The 18,985-nt window shown below is 62.1% G+C and carries 18 protein-coding genes and 1 tRNA gene; 5 read left to right on the forward strand and 14 right to left on the reverse strand.

Annotated features, from left to right (window positions below; all coding sequences use genetic code 11):
• Window positions 1–4: 4 nt before the first annotated feature.
• Window positions 5–739, reverse strand: coding sequence for a pyridoxine 5'-phosphate synthase (locus tag CNX70_RS24710; protein WP_096237708.1), 735 nt, complete (start codon window positions 737–739; stop codon window positions 5–7).
• A 124-nt stretch (window positions 740–863) separates the two neighbouring features.
• On the opposite strand from CNX70_RS24710, the gene CNX70_RS24715 reads away from it, so the two are divergent.
• Entirely contained in the window at window positions 864–1,577 is a 714-nt protein-coding gene (locus CNX70_RS24715) for a YjjG family noncanonical pyrimidine nucleotidase (protein WP_096237709.1), read from the forward strand.
• 97 nt (window positions 1,578–1,674) lie between these two features.
• The gene (locus CNX70_RS24720; protein ID WP_096237710.1) at window positions 1,675–2,151 is read left to right on the forward strand and encodes a DUF2726 domain-containing protein; all 477 of its coding nucleotides are present in this window, start codon (window positions 1,675–1,677) and stop codon (window positions 2,149–2,151) included.
• A gap of 16 nt (window positions 2,152–2,167) precedes the next feature.
• Here CNX70_RS24720 and CNX70_RS24725 read toward each other — a convergent pair whose 3' ends face one another.
• From CNX70_RS24725 to ybiB, 9 genes are all read right to left on the reverse strand, one after another.
• Entirely contained in the window at window positions 2,168–2,503 is a 336-nt protein-coding gene (locus CNX70_RS24725; RefSeq protein WP_096237711.1) for an FKBP-type peptidyl-prolyl cis-trans isomerase, read from the reverse strand.
• A gap of 100 nt (window positions 2,504–2,603) precedes the next feature.
• Window positions 2,604–2,682 (reverse strand) — tRNA-Ile (locus CNX70_RS24730).
• A 111-nt stretch (window positions 2,683–2,793) separates the two neighbouring features.
• Window positions 2,794–5,034 (reverse strand): RNA polymerase sigma factor RpoD, encoded by a 2,241-nt coding sequence (gene rpoD, locus CNX70_RS24735; RefSeq protein ID WP_096237712.1) that lies wholly within the window; start codon window positions 5,032–5,034, stop codon window positions 2,794–2,796.
• 464 nt (window positions 5,035–5,498) lie between these two features.
• Complete coding sequence (gene dnaG, locus CNX70_RS24740) at window positions 5,499–7,295, reverse strand: DNA primase (RefSeq protein ID WP_096237713.1); 1,797 nt, start codon at window positions 7,293–7,295, stop codon at window positions 5,499–5,501.
• Window positions 7,296–7,433: 138 nt separating this feature from the next.
• On the reverse strand, window positions 7,434–7,886 hold the full coding sequence (locus tag CNX70_RS24745) for a GatB/YqeY domain-containing protein (protein ID WP_058049818.1): 453 nt from the start codon (window positions 7,884–7,886) through the stop codon (window positions 7,434–7,436).
• Between the two features lie 201 nt (window positions 7,887–8,087).
• Window positions 8,088–8,300 carry a 30S ribosomal protein S21 gene (gene rpsU, locus CNX70_RS24750; protein ID WP_008451879.1) on the reverse strand — a complete coding sequence of 71 codons (213 nt, stop codon included), beginning with the start codon at window positions 8,298–8,300 and terminating at the stop codon, window positions 8,088–8,090.
• A gap of 155 nt (window positions 8,301–8,455) precedes the next feature.
• Window positions 8,456–9,061 carry an FxDxF family PEP-CTERM protein gene (locus CNX70_RS24755; RefSeq protein WP_096237714.1) on the reverse strand — a complete coding sequence of 202 codons (606 nt, stop codon included), beginning with the start codon at window positions 9,059–9,061 and terminating at the stop codon, window positions 8,456–8,458.
• Between the two features lie 150 nt (window positions 9,062–9,211).
• Window positions 9,212–10,426, reverse strand: a complete 1,215-nt coding sequence (locus CNX70_RS24760; protein WP_096237715.1) for a BaiN/RdsA family NAD(P)/FAD-dependent oxidoreductase — start codon at window positions 10,424–10,426, stop codon at window positions 9,212–9,214.
• A gap of 56 nt (window positions 10,427–10,482) precedes the next feature.
• Window positions 10,483–11,475, reverse strand: coding sequence for a DNA-binding protein YbiB (gene ybiB, locus CNX70_RS24765; RefSeq protein WP_096237716.1), 993 nt, complete (start codon window positions 11,473–11,475; stop codon window positions 10,483–10,485).
• A 195-nt stretch (window positions 11,476–11,670) separates the two neighbouring features.
• Here ybiB and CNX70_RS24770 point away from each other — a divergent pair, with 195 nt between their 5' ends.
• Window positions 11,671–12,732 (forward strand): 3-deoxy-7-phosphoheptulonate synthase, encoded by a 1,062-nt coding sequence (locus CNX70_RS24770; protein ID WP_096237717.1) that lies wholly within the window; start codon window positions 11,671–11,673, stop codon window positions 12,730–12,732.
• Window positions 12,733–12,776: 44 nt separating this feature from the next.
• On the opposite strand, the gene CNX70_RS24775 is transcribed toward CNX70_RS24770, so the two are convergent.
• Window positions 12,777–13,187: a nitrite reductase (NAD(P)H) small subunit gene (locus tag CNX70_RS24775; protein WP_096237718.1), complete on the reverse strand. Its 411-nt coding sequence runs from the start codon at window positions 13,185–13,187 to the stop codon at window positions 12,777–12,779.
• A gap of 209 nt (window positions 13,188–13,396) precedes the next feature.
• Here CNX70_RS24775 and tsaD point away from each other — a divergent pair, with 209 nt between their 5' ends.
• Window positions 13,397–14,437, forward strand: a complete 1,041-nt coding sequence (tsaD, locus tag CNX70_RS24780; protein ID WP_096237719.1) for a tRNA (adenosine(37)-N6)-threonylcarbamoyltransferase complex transferase subunit TsaD — start codon at window positions 13,397–13,399, stop codon at window positions 14,435–14,437.
• On the opposite strand, the gene eutC is transcribed toward tsaD, so the two are convergent.
• Window positions 14,438–15,226, reverse strand: coding sequence for an ethanolamine ammonia-lyase subunit EutC (gene eutC, locus CNX70_RS24785; protein ID WP_096238669.1), 789 nt, complete (start codon window positions 15,224–15,226; stop codon window positions 14,438–14,440).
• Window positions 15,227–15,309: 83 nt separating this feature from the next.
• Between eutC and CNX70_RS24790 the strand changes: the two genes are divergently transcribed.
• Complete coding sequence (locus CNX70_RS24790; RefSeq protein WP_096237720.1) at window positions 15,310–16,245, forward strand: hypothetical protein; 936 nt, start codon at window positions 15,310–15,312, stop codon at window positions 16,243–16,245.
• Here the strand turns inward: CNX70_RS24790 and CNX70_RS24795 are convergent, their stop codons facing one another.
• Both CNX70_RS24795 and CNX70_RS24800 read right to left on the reverse strand, forming a co-directional pair.
• Complete coding sequence (locus tag CNX70_RS24795; protein ID WP_244198950.1) at window positions 16,246–17,478, reverse strand: ATP-grasp domain-containing protein; 1,233 nt, start codon at window positions 17,476–17,478, stop codon at window positions 16,246–16,248. It lies immediately after the preceding gene.
• An 11-nt stretch (window positions 17,479–17,489) separates the two neighbouring features.
• Window positions 17,490–18,932 (reverse strand): pyridoxal phosphate-dependent decarboxylase family protein, encoded by a 1,443-nt coding sequence (locus CNX70_RS24800; RefSeq protein ID WP_096237721.1) that lies wholly within the window; start codon window positions 18,930–18,932, stop codon window positions 17,490–17,492.
• Window positions 18,933–18,985 lie beyond the last annotated feature (53 nt).

An 18,985-nucleotide genomic window follows, 5' to 3' on the forward strand; every position in this document is an offset into this window, starting at 1 on the left:
CCGTTCAAGGATGCGAAGGTTGACATATTTCAAGGTAGCGGCCCAGCACCTTGTCCATGCCCAGCTCAAGACATTCGACCACCAGCGCATGGCCGATCGACACTTCCAGGATACCGGGAATGTCCAGGAAACGCGTCAGGTTGTGCAAATCGAGGTCGTGCCCGGCATTCACGCCCAGGCCCACCGCCTGTGCCCGCAGCGCCGCCTGCAAATACGTCTCAAGTACGGCATCGCCTTGCTCGCTGCCATGGCTTTCGGCAAACCGTTCCGTGTACAGTTCAACGCGCGCTGCCCCCACCTCGCGCGCCCATTCCAGCGTCGGATAATCGGCATCGACAAACAGGCTGACGCGGATGCCCAGGTCGTTCAATTGCGCAATGGCGGGACGCAACAACGCTGCATGCTGTTCGATGTCCCAGCCGTGATCGGACGTCAATTGCCCCGGCATATCGGGCACCAGCGTGCATTGCGCGGGGGGGGCCTTTTTCACCACATCCAAAAAATCCGCCGCCGGATAGCCCTCCACATTCAGCTCGCATCCCCGCTCCGCGCACAGGCGCTGCAATGGGGCAACATCATCGTAGCGCGCATGGCGCTGGTCCGGGCGCGGGTGCAAGGTGATGCCGGCGGCGCCCAGATCGAGAAAGCGCGCGGAAAACGCGAGCAGATCCGGGAAATTACGGCCGCGCGAATTGCGCAGCAGGGCGATTTTATTGACGTTGACGGAGAGCTGGGTCATGGCAGGAATGGAGTGAAAGTGACGAGTCTGGCAGCGATTGTAGCGGATCGTCCGCTCGGGGCACCGCCAACCGAACTCAGCGCTACGTGCTACGATGCAAGACAAGTTCCTTTCAATACATACCATGACCTACCAGCTATTCCTGTTTGACCTGGACGATACCCTGCTCGATTTCCGGGCGTCCGAAAAACGCTCGTTCCTGCACACCATGCACGAACTGGGCTTGCGCGACAGCATCGACGCGCTGTTCACCCAGTACCAGGCGATCAATGTCGACCTGTGGAAACGTTTCGAGATGGGTACCGTGAGCAAGGACTTCCTGAAGGTGGAGCGTTTCCGCAAGACGTTTGCGCTGAACGGCATCGCCATCGACCCGGAACTGGCCAGCCGTTTGTATCTGGAATCCCTGCCGGACACGGTCGTGCTCATTGATGGCGCCAGGCAAGTGTGTGAAACGCTGTCGCGCATCGGCGAAGTGGGCATCATCACCAACGGCGTCGAATCCATCCAGAACCGCCGCATCGCTGCCTCCGGCCTGAGCGACTACATTTCCTTCGTCGCCACCTCCGAAGCATGCGGCCACGCCAAGCCGGACGTGCGCTTCTTCGAATACGCCGTCAACATGGCGCGTGCATTCCGCAAGGAAACAACGATCATCATCGGCGACCGCCTGGACGCCGACATCCTCGGCGCCAACCGCTACGGCATCGACAGCTGCTGGTTCAACCCGGACAGCATGGCCAATACCTCGGCCGCCATCCCCACTTGTGAAGCGGCCAGCCTGCATGACATCGTGCCAGCGCTGAACCTGAAGCAAGTCAAGCTGAAGCAGGCTTGATCTTCCACAAGCGCACCAACTGAAATACGCTGGCAGCGGCACGAAAACAGGCCGCTACTCGCGTACCATCAGGACTCGTCCATCCTGGTGCCATCCCATGCCGCCCTTCATTGTCCTGCTCGCCATCGCGGCCTTGATCCTGTTCTTTGCCATGCTGGCCAAGCGCCAAACTGGCAAGTCGCGCAGGCCGCTGGGGCTGCAAAGCAAACCCGTCATGACGGCACGCGAGCGGCAAATGTACCACCTGCTGCAGACGGCCTTGCCGGAATGCACGGTGCTGGCGCAAGTGGCATTTTCCGCGCTGGTGACGGCAAAAGGGTGGGGAAACAGAAACCGTTTCGACCGCAAGGTGGCCGATTTTGTGCTGTGCAGCCAGCAACTGCACGTCATCGCCGTGATCGAGCTCGACGACCGCAGCCACGCCGGCCGCGAACGCGAGGACAAGGAGCGCGACGCCATGCTCAGGCTAGCCGGCTATGTGACCTTGCGCTATGCCAACTTTCCCACGCAACAGGCGCTGCGCGCCGATGTCGAGCAACTGCTGCTGAAAAAAGCCGGCGTCGTATCTGCCTGATTGCACCATCCAAACATCAATCGCGCGTCAGCACTTCCAGCAACTCAATCTCGAAGATCAAATTGGAATGCGGCGGTATCAAACCCACCTGCCGCTCGCCATACGCCAGATGCGCCGGCACCCACAGCTTGCGCTTGCCACCGGCCTGCATGCCGTGCAAACCCAAAATCCAGCCCTGGATGACCTTGTTATTGCTCAACACACAGCGAAAAGGCTCGCCCCGCTTGTGCGACGAGTCGAATTCCGTGCCATCCTCCAGCCAGCCCCGGTAATGCGCCGTGATCAGCGCGCCACGCGCCGCCGCCTTGCCATCACCGACGACGATATCGTCAATCTTCACTTCAGCCGTCATCTCGTTTCATCCTTGATCAATCGCCATGCCGCGATTGTACGACAGCACGAAAAAAGCCCCGGCAGTCACCCGCCGGGGCTCATTCTATTGCTGCAAATTCTGGTGGGCCTCCCGTGAGTCGAACACGGCACCAACGGATTATGAGTCCGCTGCTCTAACCAAGCATGAGCTAGAGGCCCAAGGGGGACTGCGGCGTGGCGGCGCTGTTGATGCCCGCCTCGCGCGGCCGTTTTGGAAACGGACACGCGAGGATAGGGGTATCAGGGGCGCACGTCAAGCCCTATTGGCTTCTAGTTGCCTTCCAAGAAGCTTTTCAGCTTGTCGGAGCGCGATGGGTGGCGCAGCTTACGCAGCGCCTTGGCTTCGATCTGGCGGATGCGCTCGCGCGTCACGTCAAATTGCTTGCCTACTTCTTCCAATGTGTGATCGGTGGACATTTCGATGCCGAAACGCATGCGCAGCACTTTGGCTTCGCGTGGCGTCAGGGAGTCGAGCACGTCCTTGACGACGCCCCGCATGGACGCGTGCAGCGCTGCGTCGGCCGGTGCCAGGGTGTTGTTGTCCTCGATGAAGTCGCCCAGGTGGGAATCGTCGTCGTCGCCGATCGGCGTTTCCATCGAGATCGGTTCCTTGGCGATTTTCATGATCTTGCGAATCTTGTCCTCGGGCATTTCCATCTTGATCGCCAGGGTGGCCGGATCGGGTTCCGCGCCCGTTTCCTGCAGGATCTGGCGCGAGATCCGGTTCATCTTGTTGATCGTCTCGATCATGTGCACGGGAATGCGGATCGTGCGCGCCTGGTCGGCGATCGAGCGCGTGATGGCCTGGCGGATCCACCAGGTCGCATACGTCGAGAACTTGTAGCCGCGGCGATACTCGAACTTGTCGACGGCCTTCATCAGGCCGATATTGCCTTCCTGGATCAGATCGAGGAATTGCAGGCCGCGGTTCGTGTATTTCTTGGCGATCGAAATCACCAGGCGCAAGTTGGCCTCCGTCATTTCGCGCTTGGCCTTGCGCGCTTTCATTTCACCGGCCGCCATCTGGCGGTTGATGTTGCGCAAGTCCGGCAGCGGCAGCACGACGCGCGCCTGCAGGTCGATCAGGCGCTGCTGCAGTTCCTTGACGGTCGGAATGTTGCGGCCCAGGATGGCGCTATACGCGTGTCCTGCGTTGACTTCGCCATCGACCCACTCGAGGTTGGTTTCATTGCCGGGGAAGACCTTGATGAAGTGGGCGCGCGGCATGCCGCAGCGGTTCACGGCCACGTCGAGGATCTGCTTCTCGATATGGCGCACCTCGTCGACCTGGCCGCGCAGGGTGTCGCACAGCTTTTCCACCACCTTGGCCGTGAAGCGGATGCCCAGCAACTCTTGCGAAATGGCTTCCTGCGCCTTGGCGTAGGGCTTGGAGTTGTAGCCTTCTTTTTCGAAAGCGCGGCGCATCTTGTCGAACTGATGCGAAATGACGGCAAATTTTTCCAGCGCCGTGCGTTTCAGCGTTTCCAGCTGCTCGGCGGAGAAGCCGGCCGCGCCGGAAGCGTTCGCCTCTTCCTCTTCTTCGACTTCCTCTTCTTCCGCTTCGCCTTCTTCCTCGTCTTCTTCGACGGGAGCGGCCACGACAGGAGCGGCGGCGACCGGTTCGCTTTCATCGACGAGGCCGTCGACGATTTCATCGATCTTGATCTCTTCGTTGGCGATGCGGTCGGCGGCGGCGATGATCTCGGCGATCGTCACGGGGCAGGCGGAAATGGCCTGGATCATGTCTTTCAAGCCATCTTCGATGCGCTTGGCAATCTCGATCTCGCCTTCACGCGTCAGCAGCTCGACCGAGCCCATTTCGCGCATGTACATGCGCACGGGGTCGGTGGTGCGGCCAAAGTCGGAATCGACGGTCGACAATGCGGCCTCGGCCGCCGCTTCCGCCTCGTCGTCGCTGGTGACGACGGCAACGTTATCGGACAGCAACAACGTTTCCGCATCGGGCGCGTGTTCGTAGACGGCGATGCCCATGTCATTGAAGGTACCGATGATGCCTTCGATGGCTTCCGGATCGACGATGTTTTCGGGCAAGTGATCGTTGATTTCCGCGTAGGTCAGGAAACCACGTTCCTTGCCGAACTTGATCAGGGTCTTGAGTTTCTGGCGCCGGCGCTCGAGTTCTTCCTCGCTCGCTTCCGTATCGGACGAGAAAGCGTCTTTCAGCAACGCGCGCTCTTTTGCCTTGCGATCCTTGGCCTTGGCCTTGTCGACGGCCTTCAGTTCGGCCCGCTCGACGGCGTTCAGGGCGGCGACTTCATCATTTTCTGGCTGGAATTCTTTTGGCTTGCGGCCGCGGCGGCCTGGTACTTTTACCGACGGCAAGACATACCCGGACGTATCGATGGCCGCCAAGGTGGCGGCGTCGGTGGTCTGGCTGACCACGGGCGCGCTGGTCACGCGCGCTTCTGGCCGGTCGAGCGCCTTTTCGGCTTTCGTGGTAACTTTAGTGGGCTTTACAGCCGCTTTGGATTCGGGTTTCTTGATTGGCACAGGCGCTTTCGATTACACAACGACTTGCTTTACGGTGGATTAGGATAAAGTTTGCTGCCAGTTCCCTGTCTACCTGCGGGAACCACCATCTTCGAACCTGCCGACAACGCAAATCCGACACTGTTACGTTACTTACACCTCATCGGCCACGATCCGCGGGAAGCGCAGCAATTCCTGTCCACCGGCTGTTGCCAGCCGTCTCGGCAAAAATTCCTGCATCGACCGCGTTGGGAGCGAGAGCCTGGCGCGGCTTGCCAGCGTCTGCGAGCCTTGCCCGCAACGCCGAAAACGCCAGTTGGCCCTGGCTGCCGACACGATCCACCGCGCCGATCAAGAGCCTAACTTACTGAAAACAAATACTATTTACGAAACAGAACTAGCTTGCCAAAGCACACAATACTTAGCATTTAATTATAGCACGCGAAAAATGTTTTTCCAGTGCGCGCCATACCCTCAGAGCAAGATTAGCGATTCACCAACTCGGCATCGCGTTCGCGTTCCAACTCGCCTTGCTCCTGCGTGATTTCGCGGTAGCGTACACCAATTTTCTCCGATGGCAAACCCGACGCAAACAATTGCTGCAATTCCGCCTTCAAGGCATTCAATTTGATCTCGCGGATGGTGCTCACCAGCCACGACAATTCGCTGTCGTAATCGGATTCCGTGCCGGCCGCGATCTCGCCGATGATCTCGTCGTATTCGCTGCCCAGCTCCTTCAACTGCTGCGCCAGCGCGGCAAAACTGCCGTGTTCGCCCAGCGCCTGACCCACAGCCACCAGTTGCCCCAGACTATGGGCTGCATCCGGCCCCAGGTGCTGGAAAGCGGTCAGGGCGGCCTCGTCGATGCGCAGGCTCAGGGGCGGATGCGCCACCAGCATGCGCATGATCTTCAATTCCAGTCCCACGGGCACAGGGCGACCCGATTTCGGCGGCGCGCGGCGCGCCACGGCAACCGGTTTCGCCAGCTCGAACAGGGCTTCGATTTCGGCCGGCGTGGATTGCGTCAGCTGCGCCAGGCCGCGCACGATCTGCAGGCGCAGGGACGACGGCGCCATCAACTGCAGCAGAGGCTTGGCGTCGAACTGCACGCGGGCGCGCCCTTCCGGTTCCGACAGATCATGCTCGCCAGACACTTCTTTCAGCAAGAATTGCGACAGCGGCATGGCTTCATGCACTTGCTGCTCAAAACCTTCGGTGCCGAATTCGCGGATATAACTATCCGGATCGTGCTCCGATGGCAAGAACAGGAATTTGATGGTCTTGTTGTCCGACACGTGGGCCAGGCTCGCTTCGAGCGCGCGGCGCGCGGCACGACGGCCGGCCTTGTCGCCGTCGAAGCTGAAAATCACGTTATCGGTCTGACGCAGCAGTTTTTGCACGTGGGTGGGCGTGCACGCCGTGCCCAGGGTCGCCACCGCCTGCGGGAAACCCATCTGCGCCAGCGCCACCACGTCCATATAACCCTCCGTCACCAGCACATAGCCGGCGTCGCGGATGGCCTGGCGCGCCTCGAACAACCCATATAGTTCGAAACCCTTGGAAAACAAGGGGGTTTCCGGCGAGTTCAGGTATTTCGGTTCACCATGGTCGAGCACGCGGCCACCAAAGGCGATGACCTGGCCTTTGGTATTGCGAATCGGAAACATGATGCGCTCGCGGAAACGGTCATAGCGCTTGCGGTTATTGCCCTCTTCATCGACCTTGTCGATCACGAGACCGGCCTCGGCCAGGGCCGTCACGTCGTAATCAGGGAAGACGGAACGTAAATTATCCCAGCCGCCGGGCGCAAAACCCATGCCGAAGCGAGCGGCCACTTCGCCCGTCAAGCCCCGGTTCTTCAGGTAGGCGATGGCTTCCGGCGCGTGACGCAACTGGCCACGGTAGTAATCGCAAGCCTGCGTCATGGCGTCGGACAGGGCCATGCTTTGCGCCTGGATCTGCGCGCGCTGGGCTGGCGGGATCTTGTCATCAGCTTCCGGCACGACCATGCCCACGTTTTGCGCCAGGTCCTTGACGGCATCGACAAAGCCCATGCCCGAGTATTCGATCAGGAAGCCGATCGAGGTGCCATGCGCGCCACAGCCGAAGCAGTGGTAGAACTGCTTGGTGGGGCTGACGGTAAAGCTGGGCGATTTTTCACTATGAAACGGGCACAAGCCCATGAAATTGGCGCCACCTTTTTTCAGTTGCACATAGCGGCCCACCACATCGACGATATCGACGCGGTTGAGCAAATCGGAAATGAAGGATTGAGGTATCACTGGCTAGGGCGGGTCTTGTTATAGGTCAGACTATACTACCGCACGTGGCCTGAGGTTGAGCCAGGTCAACGTGTGGGCGATTTGAGCGGCTGCCAGCATGGGCCGGCAGCCGATTACTAGATTACTACTATGACATGCTTACGCTGCTGGCGTCAGGGCTTTCTTGACCAGGGCGGACACCACCGTCATGTCGGCGCGACCGGCCAGCTTCGGCTTGACGATGGCCATGACCTTGCCCATGTCTTGCGGACCGGCGGCGCCCGAGGCGGCCACGGCGGCAGCCACTTCGGCCGCCACTTCTTCATCCGACAGACCGGCAGGCATGTAGCCGGCCAGGTGCACCAGCTCGGCTTTTTCGATGTCGGCCAGGTCGGCACGGCCACCGGCTTCGAACTGGGTGATCGAATCCTTGCGCTGCTTGATCATTTTTTCCACGATGGCCGTCACGTGGGCATCCGTCAATTCGATGCGCTCGTCGACTTCCTTGCGCTTGATTTCCGCCAGCAACAGGCGAATCGTGCCCAGCTTGCCCGCTTCCTTGGCGCGCATGGCGTTTTTCATGTCTTCGGTAATTTGTTCTTTCAAGCTCATGGCAATCCTCGTGTTGGTAAGTGGTAATGGGGCTCGATGCTAGTGCGCGCAGGCTAAGCAGGCGGCCACAAAAGCGAAAACCCGCTGCGGCGAACCGGAGCGGGTATGCGACTCATCTGAAGTATCACTCCAGGCGAATCAAAACAAAACCCGTGGCGAACAATGCGCCGTACTACCCGGGTTGGTTCTGACTGGACAGTCTTAGAATAATTTTTTCGGCAGTTGTTGGCTGCGGATGCGTTTGTAATGACGCTTGACAGCAGCTGCCAGCTTGCGCTTGCGCTCAGCTGTTGGTTTTTCGTAGAATTCGCGAGCACGCAATTCGGTCAGCAGACCAGTTTTTTCGATGGTGCGTTTGAAGCGACGCATTGCGACTTCGAACGGCTCGTTTTCTTTAAGGCGAATAGTGGTCATGTAAAATTCAAACCGTTGAGGTGGTGTATAGGAAGAGATAGATAGTAGCAGCTTTTATTCGAAAAGGGAAGTCCCATCCCCACTCGCGTGCGGCATGCAGCCTGCGATTACTGCCCGGATGTGGCGTAAACCACGCATCGGGCAGCCGGCATTGCTTAAACAGCGCTCTTGCGGCGGCGCGCCATGAAACCCAGCAAACCCAGGCCGGCCAGCAGCATGGCATACGTGCCCGGTTCCGGCACGGCGCTGACATTCATGCTGACGCCGTCCAGGAAGGCCGAGGTATCGCGGGCATTGCCCGGATTGGTGCCGGCAAAGCTCAGGGTATGGTTGCCTGCGCCGATGTTGAGCGCATTCACATTGAAGCTGGTCCAGCCCGTGTTGCTCACGCCATACTGGCCCAGTTGCGTGCCGTCCAGGCTGACCGTCACGGACTGGCCCTGGTCGTAACCAGGGCGCAGCGCCAGGTTGAAGGCGAAGGTGTAATTGGCCGCGCCCGCGCTGACGAAGCTTTGCGAGACCGATGCCGTGTTTTGCAGGAACGCAAAGGCGTTGCCTTCCTGCGCCACGCCATTCCAGGCCGTGTAGCTGGCCGACACGCCGGCGCCACCGGTGAAACTCCAGCCCGGCGCCACGTCGCCATAGACGTAGCCGCCACCGACGGTATTGTTTTCAAAACCGCCATTGCTCAGCACGGGCGTGCTGGCAAAGGCGCTGGTGCTGAGCAAGGCAACTGCAGCGGCGGCGATCAGGCGTTTCATGGTGACTCCAGGGTAATGTTTATTTAATTGCCATCAGACACAGAAAATGTCTGGAAGTCAATTTACATGCCAAGTATTCAACACCGTTTCATTGAAGTCAAGAAAATTATCACCTGTGGTCACAAACTGCGGCCATGCAACAACCAAGTATTACTGCAAGGCAATTCCTGCCGCCACGCCCGAGGCCCAGGCCCACTGGAAGTTGTAGCCGCCCAGCCAGCCCGTCACGTCGACCGCTTCGCCGATGAAATACAGGCCCGGCACTTTATTGGCCATCATGGTCTGCTGCGACAGTTCGCGCGTATCGATGCCGCCCCGCGTCACTTCGGCCTTGCGGTAGCCTTCGGAACCGTTCGGCACGATGGACCAGGCATTGATGGCCTGCCCCAGCTTGCGCAGCTGGGCATCGGGCATGTCGGCGATGCGCGCATCCGGCGCCAGGCCGTTGACGGCCAGCAAGCAGTCAGCCAGGCGCTGTGGCAGCCATTGCGCCACGATATTGCCCAACTGCTTCTTCAAGGTGCCCTTGCCTTCGATGAGGGTCTGCGCCACGTCCACTTCCGGCAGCAGATTGATGACGACGGGCTCGCCCGGCAGCCAGTAGCTGGAAATTTGCAAAATCGCCGGACCGGACAGGCCGCGATGGGTAAACAGCAAATCTTCGCGGAAACGCGCACCCGTTGCCTTGCGGCCTTTCAGGCTACCCGTTTCCACATCCACTTCCAAAGCGATGCCGGACAGTTCCGCGAACGGCGCCCAGCTGTCCGCATCGAACGTCAGCGGCACCAGGGCCGGACGCGGCTCGACCATCATCAGATCGAATTGTTTGGCGATGCGGTAGGCAAAATCCGTGGCGCCGATCTTCGGGATCGACAGGCCGCCCGTGGCGATGACGATGCTGGCCGTCTCGATGTCGCCGCTATCGGTCTGCAGCACGAAGCCGCCATCATCTTGCTGGACAACATTGTCGATCTTGCACGGCATGCGCCAGTGCACGCCGCCAGCGGCGCACTCGTCTTTGAGCATGTCGATGATCTGCTCGGCCGATTCATTGCAGAATTGCTGGCCCTTGTGCTTCTCGTGGTAGCCGATGCGGTATTTTTTCACCAGCGCGAGGAAATCCTGCGGCGTGTAGCGCGACAGCGCGCTTTTGCAGAAATGCGGATTTTCCGAGAGGAAATTTTGCGGTGTGGCGTTAATATTGGTGAAATTACACCGTCCACCACCCGAGATGCGGATCTTTTCGGCCAGCTTGGCCGCGTGATCGATCAACACCACGCGCTTGCCTTGCTGCGCGGCCACCGCCGCACACATCATGCCGGCCGCGCCCGCGCCGATCACTGCCACATCAAATTGTTTTGCCATAAGAATTCCGCTCACCGCTGATTACAAAGACGCCATTGTAAACTGCGGCGACGCGGCTAGCGCGGCCGTGCTGCAATCTGCCGCGATGCCATCAGGCATTGCTCCACTTGCCCGGCGATCGACGGCGGCACGGGCACCTCGCCGCGCAGCACGGCAGCGATCCAGGCGGCCGTGGTGGCCGCATCGCGCTCGGCGGGCAAATGGGGCAACTCCTCGACCAGCAACTGCTTTTCCACCAGCACCGTGCGTTCGCTGCCTTGGAACCAGTCGATCTGCTGCGCCTTGTTGGCGTTGGCCACCGTCTCGCCTTCCGTGCCGCGCATCAGGAAAGCGTCGCCGCGCGCGGGATCAGAGGCAGTCAGGAAATATTCACCGAGCATTTCCAGGTATTCCGGGTGCGTGTACGACACCAGGCGCAGGGCCGGCCCGGCGAACGGCTGCATGATTTTCACCAGGGTATGCGTGGAATTGCGCACGCCCAGCACGCGCCGCAGCGACAGCATGTGTGCCAGGCGCGGCGCCAGCGCTTCGATGGACAAAAAGGCGGCTTCCCCGCGCATCATGGCGGCCTCGGCTTGCGCATGGTCCGGCGAGGCGGGCACGCCCAGCGCGGCCAGCACTTCTGCCGTGGTGATGCGGCCCGGGTCGCTCGCCACGCCATGCACGAGCACGGGCGCCCCCGCGCGCGCCAGCAGCAGCGCCAGCAAGGCCGTCAGATTGGCCATCTTGCGCGCGCCGTTATAGCTGGGAATGATGATGGGTGCGTACTCGCCGGCCGGCGCGGCCAGCGGGGCGAACGACGCTTCGGCCGCATCGAGGAAACCGGCGATCTCGTCCACGGACTCACCCTTGATGCGCATCGACAACAAAATGCCGCCCAGCTCCAGGTCCGACACGCGGCCCTCAAGCATGGCGCGGTACAGGGCGCGGGCATCCATGCGCGTCATGCTGCGCGCGCCGTTCTTGCCGCGTCCTATTTCTTTGATGAAACGTGCAGCGGGGAATGGCTCACCGGCCACATCGGTATGGGGGATGGAAACAGTCGTCATGGCGCCAGCTTACACGGATTGGCGCCGATGCAACAGCCGGGCAAGCGGAAGCGCGGGCGTGGCGGCCTAAGTAGGCCAGCCTGCCACAATAACAACTCATCCGCTGCCATTTGGCGGCCAGCCACGCCGCCAGGCCGCATTTCCGCTACACTATTGCCTCTTAAAGAACGCAATAGCGAAAGCCGAGCCAGAATCATGAATACGCCAGACATCGAAAATATCAACGTCACTTCCTTCGCGCCCATGCCGACACCGGCCGAATTGCACGCCAAACTGCCGCTGTCGGAGAGTGCCTTCGACACCGTCAGCCGCGGCCGCGAAGCGCTGCGCAACATCATCGACCGCAAGGACCAGCGCCTGTTCGTCGTCGTCGGTCCGTGCTCGATCCACGACCCCGTCGCCGGCCTCGATTACGCACGCCGCCTGAAAGCGCTGCAAGAGGAAGTCAAGGACACGATGCTGCTGGTGATGCGCGTGTATTTCGAAAAACCGCGTACCACCACGGGCTGGAAGGGCTATATCAACGACCCCTACATGGACGATTCGTTCAAGGTCAACGAAGGCATGGAAAAGGCGCGCAAGTTCCTGCTCGACGTGTGCGAACTGGGCATGCCTACCGCCACCGAAGCACTGGACCCGATCTCGCCGCAATACCTGGGCGACCTGATCGCCTGGACAGCCATCGGCGCGCGCACCACCGAATCGCAGACGCACCGTGAAATGTCGTCCGGCCTGTCGACGCCAGTCGGCTTCAAGAACGGCACCGATGGCGACATCAGCATCGCCGTCAACGCGATCTTGTCGTCGGCGCACCCGCACTCCTTCCTGGGCATTAACGCCGAAGGCAATGTCGCCATCGTGCGCACGCGCGGCAACGCGTATGGCCACGTGGTGCTGCGCGGCGGCGACGGCCGCCCGAACTACGATTCGGTCTCGATCGCCATCGCCGAACAGGCGCTGGCCAAGGCCAAGCTGCCAGCCAACCTGGTGGTCGACTGCTCCCACGCGAACAGCTATAAAAAGCCGGAACTGCAGCCGCTGGTGATGGCCGACGTGGTCAACCAGATCCGCCAGGGCAACCACTCGCTGGTGGGCGTGATGATCGAATCGAACATCGTTGGCGGCAACCAGAAGATCCCGCAAGACCTGTCGCAACTGACCTACGGCTGCTCCGTCACCGACGGCTGCATCGACTGGGACACGACGGCGACCATGCTGCGCGATGCGCATGCGCATTTATTGAACCGCCCGGCGTAATACGCCTGTGTTTATGAACGGCGCCCTGTGCGCCGTTTTTTTCTTCACACTGCCATCTGCACATGCGGCAGCACGGCGTACGATCCCGCCAGCGCCTGTTCGGCCTTGCTGGCCGGGATGTTGAGTTCATTGACGTCCAGGTAGATGCGCCCGTCCATGATGCGCACGGCGTACATGCGCGCCATGCCCTGCACGGGCGCCACCAGGCGGCCCGAATCGAGCTCGATGATCCAGCTGTTCTTCGGCCCCATCAGGTTTATCTCCATCAGCACCCCGTGCGCCAGCGGGCCGCCCAGGCAGGGCACCGTGTCAAGCAGCGCGTACACCGTATCGTCCACCGCGCGAAACAGCGCCACGCCCGGCAAGTCCTGCCACGCCAGTCCCCGCTGCACCATGCGCGCGCCCGCCTGCGGCATGTCCTTCAGGCGGCAAATCATTTTCCATTGTTCCGGCATTGCTAGCTCCTTGAAAAAGGCACACGCTTGCCTAAGCAAAAGCGATGCCAGTGCCAACACAGGCAAAAAAAGGGGGAAATCGGGAACAAAACACCAGTGCGGCGCACTGCGCAAGTGCACACTGCCGCCGAAATGGTGCGCCGGCCGCACGCTGGACTGCCCGGCTTTCCTTTACAATGGCGGATTACTCCTCCCTACCCCGCACCTTCATGATTGTTCTTGGCGTCGAATCCTCCTGTGACGAAACCGGCCTGGCCTTGTACGACACGCAACGCGGCCTGCTGTCGCACGCCCTCTATTCGCAAGTCGCCATGCACGAGCAATATGGCGGCGTAGTGCCGGAACTGGCGTCGCGCGACCATATCCGCCGCGCCATCCCGCTGCTGGAAGAGACCTTGGCCAAGGCCGGCATCACCCTGCCCGAGATCGACGCCATCGCCTACACGCAAGGTCCTGGCTTGGCTGGCGCGCTGCTGGTGGGTTCCTCCGTCGCGTGCAGCCTGGGCCTGGCCATCAACAAACCGGTGCTCGGTATCCACCATCTGGAAGGCCATCTGTTGTCGCCGCTGCTGGCGTCCGAGCCGCCGGAATTCCCCTTCATCGCGCTGCTGGTGTCGGGCGGCCACACACAACTGATGCGCGTCGATGGCGTGGGCCAGTACACCATGCTGGGCGAAACGCTCGATGATGCGGCAGGCGAGGCGTTCGACAAGTCAGCCAAGCTGTTGGGCCTCGGTTATCCGGGCGGCCCCGCCATTTCGCGCCTGGCCGAATTCGGCGATCCGCTGGCGTACAAGCTGCCGCGCCCCATGCTGCACTCGAAGGATTTCAATTTCAGCTTTTCCGGCCTGAAGACGGCCGTGCTGACGGTGGTGAAGAACCACGAAGAAAAAGTCATCGCCAATATCTGCGAGCAGGACAAGGCGAATATCGCGCGCGGCTTCGTCGACGCCATCGTCGACGTGCTGACGGCCAAATGCGTGGCTGCCCTCAAGCACACGGGATTGAAGCGCCTGGTGATCGCCGGCGGCGTGGGCGCCAACGCGCAGCTGCGCGCCTCGCTCAACGCGGCCGCCGCCAAGAAACGTTTCAAGGTGTATTACCCGGAGCTGGAATTTTGCACCGACAACGGCGCCATGATCGCCTTTGCCGGCGCCATGCGCCTGCAGATCAACCCGCAGGCCGCCAAGTACGATTACTCGTTCAATGTGCGCCCGCGCTGGCCGCTGGACGAAATCCGCGAAGTCTGATCACTCCAGCAGAAAGTTGCGCGAGCCCGCCAGGGCCGCGCCCTCTTCCAGCGTTTCATCCTTCAATGCCACGCCCGACAACTGCCGGCTGAACGCCTGCGACAGCAGGTAGTGCAGCCGGTACGCCGCTTGCGCATACGCCAGGCCCTCGGGACGCACGTTCGAGATGCAGTTGCGGCGCTCGTCCAGCAAGCCCACTGTGGGTGCCCACGTCAGATACAGGCCCAGGCTGTCTGGGGAACTCAGGCCCGGCCGCTCGCCGATCAGCACCAGCACAGCCTTCGCCTGCAGCAACTGCCCCACCTCGTCGCCGATGGCCACCCGCCCCTGCGCCACGACGTACACCGGCGACAGCGTCCACGCTTCTGCCGCCAGCCGTGCGCGCAAGGTGGCCAGGAACGGCGCCGCGTGGCGTTGTAGCGCCAGCGCCGACAGGCCATCGGCCGCCACCAGCGCCAGGTCGACTCGCGTAGCACCGGCCACCAGCCGCGCGCGTGAAGCGTCGTCGAGCCGGCGCCCCAGGTCGGGGCGTTGCAGATACTCGGCGCGCGTGGTGGCGGCGCTGTGCAGCTGCACGCAGTCTTGCCCTTGCGCGGCCAGGGCGCGTGCCAGGGCCTCGCCATCGAGCGCCAGGTGTACGGCGTCGCGCGCCTGTGCGTGGGCCAGCTGGAACGCCAGCTGCGCACTGGTCGGCACGCTGACGCCGTGGCGCCCGAGCGCGATGCGCGCCGCCGTATGCCGGCGCAGGGCTTGCCAGGAACTGTCGCCAAAGGTGTGCTTGTCAGCCATGTCATCCTCCCCGCGCATGCGTATCCTTGCTACACTGCGCCGCTAAGCATGTTATCACCGTCCCTATCCATTCGAGGAGTGCCATGATTGTTGCAGCCGATGCCACGCTGTGGGACCAGCAATACGACTTGCCCCTGCTTGAACGTCTCGGTCCCGCCCAGGATGAAATCATCGCCCATGTGGCGCAAGTCAATGCGTCCAACGGCGTGGCCGCGAAGCCTGCCTCGACAGAAGTGCGTGCCGACTTTCACGCCGATGTGCGCGCGGCGATGGCCGGCATGCCGGCTTGCGTGCTGGCCCTGCTCGATGGCGTGCTGCTGGGCGTGCGTTTTGCGCGGCAACTGGGTTCTTCGGCCATCAGCGATATCGTCGCCAGCGCCGAAGGGGTGATCCTGGGCGTGGTCGTGGCGCTCGATGTGGATGCGTTCGAGGCGCGCACGGCGAATGCCTGGGCGAGCTGGAAAGAAAATACGCCGTTCACGCCAGTGCACGGCTACCGCCTGGAAGCGCAGATCGCCGCGCCACAGGACGATCACCGCCAAGGCGCGCTGCAATACCTGCTGTTGCATGAATTCGGCCATGTGCTGGCCGCTGGCAGGGGCTTGCTGCCCGAATGGTGGAACGATGCGCAGGCCATGCGCGAGACGGACGACTACCGTTACCTGCCCCTGGCCTGGCGCATCACGCCGGAGAAAGAGGTCGTGCCCCTGTCCGGAAACGACTTCCCGCTACGTGGCGATATCGCGTACTACCAGGCGCCTCGCCTGGCCGCCAGCCAGATGCAGGACGCCTACGCGCAGCTGCGCAGCGCGAACTTCGCCACCCTGTATGCGGCCACCAGCATGCATGAAGACTTTGCCGAATCATTCGCCAGCTACGTGCACGCCGTCATGCTGGGCAAGCCGCAGTGCATTCGCATTCACCGCGATGGCAAACTGCTACTGCAGTTCGACAACTACTGGGAGGCCGGGCGCAGCGCGGCCAAGCGCCGGCTGCTGGAGCAGCTGCTCGGCAACTGATCAGTTACCGGCCGCCGCCCGCGCCAGCATGGCGCGAAAAGCAGTGAATACCTTGTGCATGGCCGGACGCTTGTACGGATACATCTCTTCGGCATCCATGGCATGCACGATCATGGCGTTGTCGGCCTCAAAGACCAGCAACTCGCCGTCGCGGGTTTCGGCACAGTCGATACCCAGGTAGGGCATGCCCATGCGCGCATCGATGGCGCGCAGTGCGGCAGCATGGCGCCGCGCGAACGCATGTTCGAAGTTCAGCATGCACTGCGCTTCCTCGGCACGCTTGGCAGCGCTTTCATCCATACCCGCGTTCAGGTAGTGAATCATCCAGTGCGACGAGACGGCGAAGTGGCAGATGTATGGCAAGCCGTCGATCAGCACGATGCGGTACTTGCGGAACTGCCCATCCTCGCCACGATAGTCGACAAAACGGGAAATATAAAAACGTTCCGCGTCGACGGTTTGCAGATACGCGAGCAAGTCACTCGCCTGCGTCATCTTTTCAAGGTCATGCCCAGCATGCGAACCGAGAGGACGCACAATCAGGGGAAAGGCGTCGCCGGGAAGCACCGCGTCGAGTGGCATTTGTCCGGATGCAAGCGCTGCCAGCTGTTCGCGGCTGATACGCGCCGTACGCGGCATGGCCACGCCGGCCAGCCCCTGCAATTTGTCGCACAGGCCATCACGCGAGGTATGCGCGATATGCTGCGGCAGGTTGACGACGGGGCGCGGCCAGTCCCGCACGAATTGCGCCAGGCGCGCCAGCAAGGGCTGGTTCGCATCCGATTCAGCCACACCGATCAGCAGCACGTCATGCTGCGGCACTTCGTCCGGCCAGGTCCCCTCTGCCGTGACATACAGCAGTTCGAGCGTCACGTCAGACTGCTCGACGAGAAATTCAATCGGCGTATTTGACATCAGGTCTCCCGGCCCCGTCAGCATCAGCACCTTGATGCCCGGCCCGGATGCCGGCGCTTGCGCGGGCAGTACATACAACTGCTGCAGTTCGATCGCCTGCGCCTGTACGGCCAGCGCCATCTCACGCTGGCCTTTCAGCTGCAGCACGATGGAAAAATCCATGTAGGCATGCGCGTCCTCGGGATGCGCCTGCGCGCGCGCCAGCAGCGCTTCCCCCAGCGGCGCCAGGTCGTGCCGCAGAAAGGCGTGGCGCATCAACGGCGCCAGCCCGATCAGCGGCGCATACGGCGTGGCCGCGTGTTGCATCAAATCGTACATGGACATTCCCTTCAAGACAGGCGCGCCGCGCCGAAGCGCAGCACGCCCGCAAGCAGCGCGTCGATATCCTCGGCACGCGTGCGGTGATTGACGATGGCGGCGCGTATGGCCAGCTTGCCGCCGATGGTGGTGGTCGATGGCGCAGCGATCCCCGACTCGTGCAGGTCGGCGACGATCTCGCCATTGAAGGCGTCGCCATCGCCGCTGGCCACGCCGCGATGGCGGAAGCACACGATATTCAACGTCACGGGCGCCAGCAGTTCCAGTTCCGGCGTGGCTTGCACGCGTTCTGCCAGGTAGCGCGCCAGCGCACAGGTGTGGGCGATCGCCGCGCCCATGCGCTCGGCGCCATGCACCTTGAAGGTGAACCAGGTTTTCAGGGCACGGAAACCGCGCGACAGATCGGGGCCGAAGTCGCAGGGCCATGGCGAACCGCCGGCCAGTCCACGCGCCTCGCGCCGCAGATACGCGGCCGGCGCGGCAAAGGCGGCCATGTGCCGCGCGCCATCGCGCACCAGGAAAAAGCCCGCGTCATAAGGCACCTGTCCCCACTTGTGAAAATCGAAGGCCAGCGAATCGGCCAATTCGATCCCAGCCAGCAGGGGGGCTATCTGGGGCGAGAGCATGCCCAGAGCACCATACGCGCCATCCACGTGGAACCATAGCTGTTCGCGCGCGGCCAGCGCGGCCAGCGCTGATAAATCGTCGATGGCGCCCGTATCGACGGTGCCGGCCGTGCCGGCGATGAAGAAGGGACGCAAGCCCGCCGCGCGGTCCGTGGCGATGGCATGGGCCAAGGCAGCGACGTCGATCTGCAGGCGCCCATTGACGGCGACGCGGCGCAAGGCGGCCGTGCCCAGGCCCGACAGGTCCATGGCCTGCGCGATGCAACCATGCGCGGCGGCCGAGGTGTAGGCCACCAGAGGCGCGCCTTGCAAGCCTTGCTGGCGCGCGGCCACGCCCAGCGTCTGCGTGCGCGCCACCAGCACGCCCATCAGGTTGGCCATCGAGGTGCCCGTCACGAAAATGCCGCTGGCCGTATCCGGAAAGCCGAACAGTTCGGCCATCCAGCGCGAAATCTGACGCTCCACCTCGACCGGCATCTGGTTGCGCCCACCCACATTCGCATTCAGGCCAGCCGCCAGCATCTCGGCCAGCATGCCCACAGGCGTGCCGCCGCCATGCACCCAGCCCATGAAGCCGGGATGCACGTTGCCGACGGCATAGGGCAGCACGTCCTGCAGGAAGCTGGCGTGGGCGTCGGCCAGTGCGCCCGGCGCGCGTGGCAGCGGCTGCGCGAAGCGGGCACGCGCGCTGTCGGGCGCCGGCTGCCAAACGGGCCGCTGGCGGATCTGCTGCTGATAGTCGAGCATATCGTCGAGCATCTGGTGGCTTTGCGCGCGAAAGGCGTCCCAGTCCTGTGGATCGAGGGAATCGGGGTCGGGTGGCAGCATGTTGGCGTCGGATGGGGAGATTGCCGATTATCGCACCAGCGCAGCGGCGCAGG

The sequence above is a fragment of the Janthinobacterium svalbardense genome (assembly GCF_002327145.1).
Lineage (GTDB): Bacteria > Pseudomonadota > Gammaproteobacteria > Burkholderiales > Burkholderiaceae_D > Janthinobacterium > Janthinobacterium tructae.